Annotated in this window: 10 protein-coding genes; 2 read left to right on the forward strand and 8 right to left on the reverse strand. The window is 31.0% G+C overall.

Features of this window, described 5'->3' with window-relative positions:
• Positions 1-53 precede the first annotated feature (53 nt).
• The 3 genes from DK442_RS21485 to DK442_RS21495 are packed head-to-tail and all read right to left on the reverse strand — an operon-like array spanning position 54 to position 1,492.
• Entirely contained in the window at positions 54-665 is a 612-nt protein-coding gene (locus DK442_RS21485; RefSeq protein WP_109437979.1) for an alpha-ketoglutarate-dependent dioxygenase AlkB, read from the reverse strand.
• Positions 666-683: 18 nt separating this feature from the next.
• Positions 684-1,031: a hypothetical protein gene (locus tag DK442_RS21490; protein WP_109437980.1), complete on the reverse strand. Its 348-nt coding sequence runs from the start codon at positions 1,029-1,031 to the stop codon at positions 684-686.
• Positions 1,031-1,492 carry a hypothetical protein gene (locus DK442_RS21495; protein ID WP_109437981.1) on the reverse strand — a complete coding sequence of 154 codons (462 nt, stop codon included), beginning with the start codon at positions 1,490-1,492 and terminating at the stop codon, positions 1,031-1,033. The genes DK442_RS21490 and DK442_RS21495 overlap by 1 nt, the downstream gene beginning before the upstream one ends.
• A gap of 280 nt (positions 1,493-1,772) precedes the next feature.
• Between DK442_RS21495 and DK442_RS21500 the strand changes: the two genes are divergently transcribed.
• Positions 1,773-2,837 carry a M12 family metallopeptidase gene (locus tag DK442_RS21500; RefSeq protein WP_235011004.1) on the forward strand — a complete coding sequence of 355 codons (1,065 nt, stop codon included), beginning with the start codon at positions 1,773-1,775 and terminating at the stop codon, positions 2,835-2,837.
• A gap of 100 nt (positions 2,838-2,937) precedes the next feature.
• Here the strand turns inward: DK442_RS21500 and DK442_RS21505 are convergent, their stop codons facing one another.
• From DK442_RS21505 to htpG, 5 genes are all read right to left on the reverse strand, one after another.
• Positions 2,938-3,792, reverse strand: coding sequence for a DUF6503 family protein (locus DK442_RS21505; protein ID WP_109437983.1), 855 nt, complete (start codon positions 3,790-3,792; stop codon positions 2,938-2,940).
• 142 nt (positions 3,793-3,934) lie between these two features.
• Entirely contained in the window at positions 3,935-5,593 is a 1,659-nt protein-coding gene (locus DK442_RS21510) for a serine hydrolase (protein ID WP_109437984.1), read from the reverse strand.
• Positions 5,594-5,723: 130 nt separating this feature from the next.
• Positions 5,724-8,984, reverse strand: coding sequence for a DUF2723 domain-containing protein (locus DK442_RS21515; protein WP_109437985.1), 3,261 nt, complete (start codon positions 8,982-8,984; stop codon positions 5,724-5,726).
• A gap of 98 nt (positions 8,985-9,082) precedes the next feature.
• Positions 9,083-10,072, reverse strand: a complete 990-nt coding sequence (locus DK442_RS28830; protein ID WP_109437986.1) for a helix-turn-helix transcriptional regulator — start codon at positions 10,070-10,072, stop codon at positions 9,083-9,085.
• Between the two features lie 133 nt (positions 10,073-10,205).
• On the reverse strand, positions 10,206-12,095 hold the full coding sequence (gene htpG / locus DK442_RS21525) for a molecular chaperone HtpG (RefSeq protein ID WP_109437987.1): 1,890 nt from the start codon (positions 12,093-12,095) through the stop codon (positions 10,206-10,208).
• A 258-nt stretch (positions 12,096-12,353) separates the two neighbouring features.
• Here htpG and DK442_RS21530 point away from each other — a divergent pair, with 258 nt between their 5' ends.
• Complete coding sequence (locus DK442_RS21530) at positions 12,354-13,016, forward strand: TetR family transcriptional regulator C-terminal domain-containing protein (RefSeq protein WP_109437988.1); 663 nt, start codon at positions 12,354-12,356, stop codon at positions 13,014-13,016.
• Positions 13,017-13,025 lie beyond the last annotated feature (9 nt).

The following is a 13,025-nucleotide window of genomic DNA, read 5'->3' on the forward strand; positions in this document are numbered from 1 at the left end:
TCATAAATTGATTTTGTTTGAACGTAAAAAACCTTGTTGCCGCGAGGTTTTTTTTATTTAATTACTCTAAAGGTAATATTGATTCTAGGACGAATGACTTTTTTTGTTTTTGGTATCTGATGAAGCCAATATTCTTGTGTTTTTCCTTTCATTAAGAGCAGGCTCCCATGCTGTAATTTGATTTTGTGTTTTTGGTTTTTATCTTTTTTATTTTTAAAATGAAGCCATCGTTCTTCACCTAAACTTACAGAACCTATAACAGGGTGTTTTCCAAGTTCTTTTTCATTATCAGAATGCCATCCATTACTATCTTGTCCATTACGATATAAATTAAGTAAACAAGTAGTGAATGTAATCTGACTTATAGGTTCAATTTTTTCCTTTATCAAAACTAACTCCTTAGTAAATGGTTTGGGATACATAGTGATGTTAGAATAACTATAGGATTGATCATTGTTAGAGTAAAGAGCTGTAAGACGTGGTTGAGGATATGTTTTTCCAAAAACAGTAATATTGTCTTGTTGCCAGCCTATTGTTTTTAATAAGGTTTCAAAAAGGACGTCAGATTGATTACGGCTAAAGAGTTCAGGATAATATACCACATCTGCATCTGGTATATCTAGCTTTATGAAATCGTTTTCTGCAGAAAATAAATCTAAATTCATCGAATTAAAGGAGAAAAACTAAAGATAGGAATATACCCAATAAATCAACACAAATTGAAGTAATAATCTAAAGATTAAAACAGGTTTTGGAAGATTTAATCCAGCTTTTTTGTTGATAAGCATATGAATATGTACAGGAAAAAATAAAACTAGCATTATGATGATACTCCAAATAGAAATCGTTCTGGTTTGTTCAAATAATACTCCAATACCTACAAGAATTTCGGCAATACCACTTAAATAAACGAGGAGCTTGTGATAAGGGATATACAGAGGCATTATTCTCATAAATGCTTTTGGACGAACTAAATGAAAAATTCCTACTAGACTAAAGATAAAGGATACGATATATAAGTGCCAACTCATTAAACTCCAGATGTTTTTTCTTTACCCGCTTCGCTAAGTGCAAAATCTTTACTACGGGTCATTTTTTTAATAAAACTCACTTTTCTAAAACGCAAAGCAGACCAATCATTATCTATAGAAACTTGTCGAACAGGTTCTAAATTATAATCCCCGAGAACCCCCCAGCCATAATCACGATTAATTTCTGAAGTATATTTTTTAGAGGTTTTCTTTGGATAAGCAAACCACAGAATTGCATCCCCAACAAGTTTGGGATATACAGTTTCTATGCGATTTTCAATTTGTGTTTTTTGAGTAACAAAAACAAGTGCAAAATCAACCTCTGAAACCTGAATAAGTGATTCTTTGATGATAACATCCTTAAGGCAATCTAATTCTTTACAAAACCCTTCAGGTTCATTTAAGATCAATATCTCATCCAATAAAGGCGGTAGCTGTAATTTTTTAAAAAGCGGAGTCATGAGAAAGAGTATTTAGAGAAAAAAATGTGCCTCTTAAAGATACAAAAAAAAGCTGTCACTTAAAGAGTATAAAATTTAAAAGATAGAATTTGTCTTTTCAAACTCTACTTTGAATAAATAATCTAAGATGTAAATATTTGTTTGAAATATTGACTTTTTAGATCCAGGTATTTTTGAAGATTAGAATTCGATACACCCAAAAAGAATAATTGTTTTTACCTAAAACAATAAAAACCAAAATACTACAGTTAACACTATTACAAACTTAAATATATTAATTATGAAAACAACTTTTAGAAGCTCTCTAGTAGGGGCTTTAGCATTTGCTGCGTGCATGACATTCACCTCGTGTGAAGATGAGCAATTAGACAATTCTCAGGAACAATTAGATAATCAATTAGTCACAGGAAAAGACTTCCTTCAGGAAGTAGCTTACCCTGACACTACAGGAAAATTGGTTACAATCCAACTTAACGGGGAATCTGTCGAAGTAGAAAAAATTGGAGATGAATATATCATGCAGGGAGATATGCATGTTATCCCTGATGATATGTTACCAAAAGACGCAAAAAGTACAGGGCGTACTACGCGTCGTTGGCCAAATAACACGGTATATTATGATATACAAAGTAGTTTGCCTAATCAAGCAAGGGTTACGAATGCAATTGCGCATTGGGAGGCAAATACAGACCTTACCTTTGTAAGAAGAACAAACCAAACTGCTTATATCTATTTTAGGACAGGTAGTGGATGTTCATCTTCTGTGGGGCGTACAGGAGGAAGACAAAACATTAATCTTGCTAATGGGTGTTCTACAGGAAATACAATTCACGAAATAGGTCATGCGGTTGGATTATGGCATGAACAAAGTAGAAAAGATAGAGATCAGTATATCACTATTAATTTTCAGAATATACAATCAAATAGAGCATTTAACTTTCAAACTTATGTGCAACAGGGTATTGATGGAGATGAGTATACTAATGCATTAGATTTCAACTCTATTATGTTATATGGCTCTTTTGCTTTTTCGGCAAATGGACAACCAACAATTGTAAGAAAAAATGGATCTACGTATAACGCACAAAGAAATGGACTTTCTGCTGGAGATATTTCTGGAATTAGTGTTATGTATCCAGGCAATGGTGGAGGAGGTAATGATATCTGTGAAGGAGTTGCTCCTTGGTCTAGTTCACAAAGTTATCAGCCTGGAGATCGTGTAACCTATAGAGGTTATTTATTTGAGCGTACTACATCTGGTTGGACTAGAATAGGACAATGTGGTACTTCTAAATCTGCATCAACTCAAGATTTACCAGATCTTAATGATGTAGCAAAGAATTAGTAAATCTAAATCTAATTTGGATGTAATTAATAGATATTAGAAATTAAAATCCCTCTAAAATTCTTAGAGGGATTTTTATATTTTCTAATGACTATAAACATCAAAGCATAATCTCTTTAGCGTTTTCTGGAGTCTCAAATATTGTACCTTCATCTTCGAGAAAAGTAATATCAGTAAGGGTAGCTTCCCCAATTTTATCAGTGGAACCTTTTTCTTCAGACCATCCATAGAACTCCCACTTGGTTGCGAATGGAATCCCATCTATTATTTTGAACTTTTTATACTGAATTATATGAGGATCCCCTTCTGCTTTTGATGTATCATCTTGATTTCCAAAAGTAACAATATAAGCAGCTGCTTTTAAAGTATGATCATTAGGATCAGAATAGATAATATACCAATCTTCTGATGAATCACCTATTCCTTTTTCAAAAGTAAGCTTTGCCGTTTGATGTTCTACTTCATTCAAAGTCTTAACGTTTTGTAGCTCCCATTGAGTACCCGGGTCATCTAATTTATATGGAAATCCAAAGAAATACGTCCATGTAAACATATCAAAACGTGCTCCTTTATCATTTGCCTCTTTAGGGCACAAATAAACCTTTTGATTTGTATAGATTAATTTGCTATCATCTTTTTTATCAATTCTGATTTTGGTAGCATTGGTTAGCATTGTAATTTTTCCATCTAAGCGTTGTTTTCCTCCAAAATAAATATCTATATTAAAACTAACAGCTTTATGTTTTAGAAATGCTGTTTTTTGATGTGCTTTTTCAATTTGTAGAATATAATTATCCATTATAGATAGAGCGCCATCACCAATACCACCATCTGGTTCTACAGGAATAGCCTCTGGAGTATTATCCTTAGGATCGATAGATTCATTTTCTTTTTTTGTGCTTTTATTACAGCCAAGAATAGTAATTGTTATAATTAAAATCCATAAATTTTTCATATAAAATAGTTTGTGTTACGAATGTTAAAATTACTAAAACCAAATGCATGAAAAACAATAATTATGAAAACTTAACAGATACAGAACTATGTGCTGAGCTCTATAATATGCTATATGGCTCAGCGCATAGTTCAAATAAATTTTATTTTTTTCGCTTTGCAGGTATCTTTTGACCTCCTTGATGTAAAATAACACTGGTGGCTTTGCCGTTTTCTTTTATGAATTCTAGTGCTGCTGGAAATTCTTTAACAAAGAATTTAGTTTCTGTCTCTGGATGTATTTCAAAAACTTCTTGTCCCGTAGCTTGAGAAATTAGTTTTCCATTTTTTAATGTTATATTAAGATCAAATCCAGGTTTGATTTCGTAAATACCAACATATTGTTTCAAGATTTCTTCTTTGATTTTGATTTCGACCTTTTCAACTGGAATTGGTTTGTTTGTCTTTATTCCTTTAGAGATTCTATTTGAGTCTCGATCTGTAAATATCACTTTTACAGAGTCGTTAGAGATATCGAATTCATATTCAGAAAAATTATCTTCAAAGAAAAATGAAGTCTTGTTTTTAGGAAAAATTTTAAAAGCAGTACTTCCTTGTCGTTTACTGTATAATTGATTGTCTTTTAGTGTGATAATTCTAATTACTTTGTCTTCGAATTCATAAACACCAACAAATTTTTCTAATTCTTTTGGAGATATATTAGTATTTTTTTTAGAAGTTTTATACGGTTTTCCAATTGCCATTGCTGCAATTTTTTTAGTAGGATTACCAGGGCTATTGCAATTGCAATTAGTAAGCGTGGCTACATAAACATCTTCTTCGGGAATATATATTGCATAAGAAGTATATCCAAAAATACCTCCACCGTGTTGAATAGCAGGTACTCCATTAACATCATATGTTAACCAACCATATCCATAATTAGTATACTCACCATTTGCAATAGGATAGTTAGTATGTGCTTTTTGTAATGTTTCTTTTTTAATTAAAATATTTTGATTTAATGCAGTTTGCCATTTAAATAAATCCTCTGTAGTACTCATTAAAGAACCAGCAGCATATGGTAAAGTCATACTGATACGATCAGAATTGATATAACCTTCTCGAGTTTGATATCCCGCTGCGCGATTCATAATTATTTCGTTTTTATGGCCATATCGAGAGTTGTCCATTTTTAATTTTTTAAAAATATGTTGCTCTATAAAATCTTCATAAGTTTGTGAAGAAACTTTCTCTATAATATGTCCTAAAATGATATATCCAGAATTATTATATTTCCATTGTTGTCCTGGATCAAAATCCATGGGTTCATTTTTAAAGTAATTAATCAATTCTATCGGAGTCATATCTTTTGATTTGATCTCTGAAAGATTCATTTCAGTGTAACTTTTGATTCCAGAAGTGTGATTTAAAAGATGGTGTAGTGTGATTTTTTTTCCATGAGTCGGATAATCCGGAATGAATTTGGTGATTTCATCCTTGACGTTAAGTTTACCCTGCTCGACTAGCATTAGAATAGCTACTGCTGTAAATTGTTTGGTGATAGAACCTATTTCAAAAACATTATCTGTTTTCATAGGGACATTAAGCTCTATATTAGATAACCCAAAAGCTTTATGATAAATAACCTTTCCTTTTTTAGCAACCAATATTGAAGCTCCCGATCCATTGGGTTTATATCGCTCGATTAAAAGCTTATCGAATTTTTCTTCCAGATTTTGTGAAAAAGAAGGACGAGATATTATAAAAATTAATACCAGTAGAAAAGAATTGATTTTAAATGTATGTTTTGCAAACTTCATGATATCTGTTTTTGATTGATATCAATGTATGACGGCTATTATTATTTCTGGTTACAAATGATTTTATGTTGTTGATTTATATTTATTAGTAAATCAATACTGTTTTATAAAACCATAATATCTGTATACCTCAATCTTTAAATTGAATATTTGAATCCCTTTCTTGTTCATTATCAGATTCATGTTCTATATAATCACTATTACCATATAATCGTGAGAAGAGTGAGATGTATGTATTAAATTCCTCTACCTTAATGTCTGCAAAATTATTGTCTTTGGAGATAAATAAGATATCTATTAAATTTCTATAATACTCTATTTGTGTAACAATCTCCTGCGCATATTCATATTGTTCTTTAATTGATAAATTTCCATAATAGATTAATTGTTCCTGGTATTTTTTAGTGATAGTAGTGTAAAGATCTCTTGCTTTTTCTTTCTCATTGATGCTATAGTAACTGGATACAAAAGGGTGTAGTAAGGTATAGTACCCGTAATACTCAACTGGGGTTTTTTGTATCCCAAGATCTAAAATTTCTTTTGCCTTATTTATTTTATTTTCTTCAATTAACTCTTCTGCTAATCTGCTTATACTACTTCTATAACTAATACCATTTCTGCGGGTTTGAGGATCATGATATATAGTTGCACTTTCTCCATTGCCCCAATCCCAATTTTTAACTATTGGGTACATTGTTTCAGTATCAATTCTACCCATTTCATATGGATTTTTAGGATCTATTTTGGTTTGTATAGGAACAAGTTTATAAACCAATCCATCTAACTGTAAATACTCTTTCATCCATATATAATCATCATCACCAAAGCTACCTCCAGAAAAATAAATAGGTCGTTCCCAGTTATTATTTGCTAGAATATCTAACATCAATAATCTATGTTTTAGCAGATAATCGCCTTTTAAATGAATATCGATATATGGAACAATTTTATCGGCATCTTTACTAGAGACAATCCCATTTTTTAATACGGCTTGTTTATCTACAGGAATTCGTATATGTTGTGTAGGGAATGTGTTTACTCTTTTTCCACTTTGCAAATCTCCTTTGGTTCTTGGATCGTCAGATACTATCCACTTTAACCAATTTTTGATCAGCATGGTGTCTTTTGTAATGGGTTTATGATAAATCACATCATTATTGCCATAAGCATAAAATTTATGTGTAAGTTGTGATGAGATAGGTTTACTTTTATATGCGGCTTTTTTCATTTGATCAGTATACCAATCTGTTCCTAAATATGCAGAGATTATGACTCTTATGTCAGTTCTGTATTCTTCGATATCCTGAACATACCATAAAGGAAAAGTATCGTTATCACCTATAGTAAATAGAATTGCATTCTCTTGACAAGAGGATAAGTACATTTTTGCCATAGATTGGGCAGTATATCGATTAGAGCGATCGTGATCGTCCCAATTTTGAGTAGCGAGCATAATAGGTCCGGCTAACAGACAAAGAATAAGTATCAGTGGAGTTGCTATTTTTGGTTTTATAAAATTCTTCATTGTATTAAATAAAGCATATAACCCAATTCCGATCCATATGGCAAATACATAAAAAGAACCTACCAAGGCATAATCACGTTCTCTAACTTCAAAAGGTTTTTCGTTTAGATATATCTTAAGTGCTAGTCCCGTAAATAAGAAAAAAACAAATAGAACCCAGAAATTCTTTTTATCATGTTTGATTTGGTAAACAAGCCCTATTAAACCCAATAAAAATGGCAGGAAATAGTATGTGTTTCGTGCTTTGTTTTTTAAAACATCACTAGGTAATTTTTTTTGAGATCCTAAATGGATTTCATCTATGAATTGTATTCCACTTAGCCAATTTCCGTTTTGATTAGTTAATTTTCCTTGAATATCGTTTTGCCTTCCTGCAAAATTCCACATAAAATACCTCCAATACATATATCCCATCTGATACGTAAACATAAATTTTAAATTATCCCAAACTGATGGCCTCTCTATATCGAGATAATTTCCAAAAGATTTAAGAAATTGATCATAATCTTCGTCATCTAGTTTACCATTAACGTACGCTTTACTAAAATCATTTACGGTATTAAGTATCTCTTTTTCTTTATGAAATTCTGGCTTTATTGTGAATTTAATAGGGCCGGTAAATTTCATATAATTAACTATATGTTCTGTGCTCCACATTCTCGGAAAAAATGTTTTGTGGCGATCATCAAGATTTTGTTTAGCGTTTTTCCAATCATTAACTATGTTATATTTTCTGGTTTTTTCATCTTTTTCATATTTTGGATTGTCGTCTTCATATGGATTATTTTCATCAAGGTGAGCATAAATTTCAGTGAACAAAGGACCATAAAACAAATGAGTTTTTGGATATTGTTCTAAGTTATAATATGCTAGTAGTTCTCGAGCATTATTGGGATTATTTTCATTAATTACCGTACCTGCATTAGCGCGAATTGGAATCATTACCCAACTAGAGAAACCAATCAGGATAAAAAGTATGGATAGTACTATGGTATTTAGGAAAGGATATTGTTTTTTTCGAGTATGCTTAATTCCCAGATAAAAAAGAATAGCTACTATACCTCCTGCGATAATAGTCCCAGAATTAAAGGGAAGTCCCATTACATTAATAAAGAAAACTTCAGAAAGACTAAAAAACTTTAGTGTGTATGGTACTAGTAGCTTAAAGATGAATAGTAATATGGCTACTGCTATAAAATTACCAATGATAAAATTTTTTGGAGTAATGTCTTTCCAATTTTTAAAATAATACAATAATCCAATTGCTGGGATAGATAATAATCCCATAAAATGAATACCAAATGACAATCCAACAATAAAGGATATTAAAATTAACCACTTATTTCCTCGTGCTAAATGCATGTCTCTCTCCCATAATAAACCGAGATAAAACAACAATGCCAAAATACATGTTGCCATAGCATATACTTCTGCTTCTACTGCGTTAAACCAAAAACTATCGGTAAATGTATATGCCAATGAACCAACAAACCCACTACCTAAAATTATAATAGCTTTGTTATTGTTTAAGGCACTATCCTTTGATTCTAGCTTACGAACAAGGATAACGATGGACCAAAACATAAATAAAATAGTAAATGCACTAGCGATTGCCGAAGTACAGTTAAGTGTCATAGCAATCTCTTTGGGGTTAGAAGTGAAAACCGATGCAAAAGCACCTATTATCTGAAAAAGTGGAGCCCCTGGAGGATGTCCTATTTGCAATTTTGATGAAGTAGCAATATACTCTCCAACATCCCAGAAACTATTTGTAGGCTCTATTGTAAGTAAATAAACACTTAAAGAGATGATAAAAACTACCCACCCTAATATTTTATTCCACTTTTGAAAACTAAGTTCATTCATTTATTTTGATACCATTTTATTATGGATCAAATAAATATGATAATTGATGTAGTGTCTAGTTTTTTGTGGCTGAATAAGGTACTAGTACGGGTCTGATTTTACTTTTTAAGTAATAAATCCTGTCTGCTGGAAATGTTTAGCTTGCTGTAAATGTTAGTAATATGAGTTTTTACAGTGCTAAGACTAACAAATAGTTCATTGGCAATTTCTTTGTTGCTTTTTCCTGAAATGATGAGGTCCTTTATAATTTTTTCTTGCTTACTTAGTGGAGGGATAACTACTGCTTGTATTTTTCTTTTTGATTTTATGATAAATACAATTAATGCGATAATAATTAATAAGGCAATACTACCAATCCATAAACTCATTTTATAATCCTGATTCTTAATTTCTTTGGTAATGAATGAGAGTTTATGTTCTAGATATGCATATGCAGATGGATCAAGGTCACTTGATTTTAATTCTTTAAGCAAATCCAAATAATAACGTGGATTGGCAATAACATCTTTTTCTAACAAGTCCTGATCATCAAGTTTTTTAATACCTATAAGTTTAACCAAAAGTATCTGTAAAGAATCTTTTACGTATCCTTTGGTTTCCAGAAGGTATTTTTTGGTATCAAAATCGTCTGTCAGATTTTGATAAGTAGCCTCGAAGTTTTTTAGTTTTTGCCATTCTTGATCTGCTTCATTATTTGTTGCATACTTCCCAAATAATAATTCTCCTTTTGTAAAATGTATGGTGTCCTTTTTGGATAAAATAAAGAACTTGAAGTTTTTAATTTTGCTTAAAAGGACATCTTTGTCATTCGAGGATATTGGATTCAGTTGAACTTTATAAATCTCATCTTTTGAAGTAAATAAACTTTGATCGAAAGCAAAAAAACCATCTTTGTTAAGTGATGAAGAAGCAATAGTAGTTGCATTATAAGTAGTACTGTTTTCTTCAAGTTTGATATGACTTAAATATACTTTTTGTTCCCATTGATCAGGGTTTTTAATATGTACATATCCAGAAACAGAATTTTGCCCCAAGAGGCTTATGCTACTAAATATAAAGAATACAAAAAAGTAATTTAAGTTCTTCATTTTGGTATTGTATTGAAGATCATTACGAATGTAAAAGTTTTGAAGTTTAAAACAAAAGTATACGATAAAAAAACCGCTTTAACTATTTATGAATAGCAAAGCGGCCTATTAGTTTTAAATAAAAAAATATTTTTTACTTGATCATTTCGTAACTACGTTTAATAAAATCAGTCAATTCTTCTCCTTTTAATAAATTTTGAGAAAGTCTTGCAAGATCCAGAGATTGTTTTATCAAACGCTCTTTTTTCTTTTCTGTTTTAGTACTGGCAATTTGTCCAATCAATTCGTGATTTGTATTGATGACCAAATTGTACATTTCTGGCATATTACCCATACCAAACATTCCGCCACCACCGCCAGTTTGTTGCATCTCCTTCATACGACGCATAAACTCTGGTTGAGTGATCATAAAAGGAGAAGCATTACTATCCATTGCTTCTAATTGTACAGTATATTTTTCTTTAGGAACAACTTTTTCTAGATCAACTTTTAGCGCTTCTTTTTCTTCATCAGATAATTTAGAAATCGTTTCTTCATCTTTTTTGATAAGATTGTCAATATGATCAGCATCAACTCTGGCAAAAGAGATATTTTCTTTGCTTGTTTCTAATTTTTGGATTAAGTGAGAAACAATAGGAGAGTCTAAAAGCAATACTTCATACCCTTTATCTTTGGCAGCAGTTATATATGCATGTTGCTCATCTTTATTAGAGGCATATAATATTACAGTTTTATTATCCTTGTCTGTTTGACTGTCTTTGATTTTTTCTTGTAACTCCTCAAAAGTTAGATAGGTATCATCTACTGTTGGGTAAAGAGCAAACTTATCTGCTTTTTCAAAGAATTTTTCTTCAGAAAGCATTCCGTACTCGATTACAATTTTAATATCATTCCATTTTTGTTCAAAATCTTCTCTATTGTTTTTAAACATAGAGTTAAGCTTATCTGCAACCTTACGTGTGATATAACTAGAGATTTTTTTTACATTACCATCTGCCTGTAAATATGAACGAGATACATTAAGAGGGATGTCAGGAGAGTCAATTACTCCGCGAAGCATAGTAAGAAATTCAGGAACAATACCCTCTACGTTATCAGTAACAAAAACCTGGTTCTGATATAATTGAATTTTATCTTTTTGCATTCCCATATCCTGACCTAATTTTGGGAAATATAAAATCCCCGTTAGGTTAAATGGATAGTCTACATTTAGATGAATGTTAAAAAGAGGTTCCTCGAATTGCATAGGATACAATTCTCTATAAAAACTTTTGTAATCTTCATCCTGTAGATCAGCTGGTTGCTTTGTCCATGCTGGATTAGGATTGTTAATAATATTGTCTACTTCCTGGGTAGGAGCAGGATCTTCTTCTTTAGCATCTTCTGGCTTTGGTAAAGTTTCAGTCTTGGTTCCAAACTTTATAGCTACCGGCATAAATTTATTATACTTTACCAGTAATTCGTTTATTTTAGAATCTTCTAAGAATTCTACATCATCTTCACCGATATGAAGAATAATTTCTGTTCCTCTATCAGTTTTGTCATGTGCTTCTATGCTATATGTTGGTGATCCGTCGCAAATCCAATGTGCAGCAGGCTCATCTTTATAAGATTTAGTAATGATTTCAACTTTATCGGCAACCATAAAAGCAGAATAGAACCCAAGTCCAAAATGTCCAATAATTCCTGAGTCTTTTGCACTATCTTTATATTTTTCAAGAAATTCTTCTGCTCCAGAAAAAGCTACTTGATTAATATATTTTTCTACTTCTTCTGCAGTCATACCAATCCCTTGATCGATAATATGCAATTGCTTCTTATCTTTATCTATTTTAACTTCGATGGTTGGATTACCATATTCTACATTAACTTCTCCAATACTAGTTAAATGTTTTAGCTTTAAAGTAGCATCTGTTGCATTAGAAATTAGTTCTCTTAAAAAAATCTCATGATCAGAGTACAAGAATTTTTTTATTAAAGGAAAAATGTTTTCTACAGATACATTAATACTTCCTGTTGCCATTTTTATAAATTTTTAATTTGATTATCATCTTCTGATTGGATGTAGTCAAAAAAAATACCAATACAGCATATCTGACAAACTGACACAGAAAATAGTTTTTTAAGATATGTTGTAATGATTTCTTGACATTTAAGACTAAGATCATGTTGGATTAGAATTTCATTTTTTTTGAAACAACTTTAACATATTTTTTGTTTAACTTATTTATAAAAAAGTTGAACAATTAGTATATTTACATACTAATTTAAAGTGTGAAATATGGCTACATCAAAGAATAAAAAAGTTACCAGTCAGACTATTATATCAAAATATATGAATTATGTTTTGGAAAATGACGGATATCCTAAATCTGTATATAGATTCTGTAATGATATCAATATAAAGGAAGAAGAGTTTTATGCATTTTTTGGAAGCCTGGAGAGTTTAGACAGAGCAATATGGAATGCTTTTTTTACCACTACGATTGATGCAATGAATAATAATGAAGATTATGGAAGTTTCTCTACTAGAAATAAATTTCTGACATTCTTTTTTACTTTTTTCGAAATGCTAACCTTAAATCGTAGCTATGTTCTTTTTGCGCTTAAGCGTTATGATATGCCTTTCGAAAACTTAAAACAATTAAAAAGTTTGAGAGACCATATAAAAGGTTTTGCCACCGAACTAATTGAAGAAGATAATGATGAAAAATTATTCAAAGTAACTAAGAATCCTGTTAAACTATTTTCTGAAGGAGCTTGGTTTCAGTTTTTGTTCTTATTAAAATTTTGGGTAGATGATGAATCTGCAGGGTTTGAGAAAACCGATGTTGCTATAGAGAAGTCGGTGAATACCGTATTTGATTTATTTGATAATACTCCTTTAAATAATGTGTTAGACTTCGGGAAGTTTCTATGGAAAGAAAAAACGATGTGGAATTAATGAAAGAAC

The organism is Aquimarina sp. AU119 (assembly GCF_900312735.1).
GTDB classification, from domain to species: Bacteria; Bacteroidota; Bacteroidia; order Flavobacteriales; family Flavobacteriaceae; genus Aquimarina; species Aquimarina algiphila.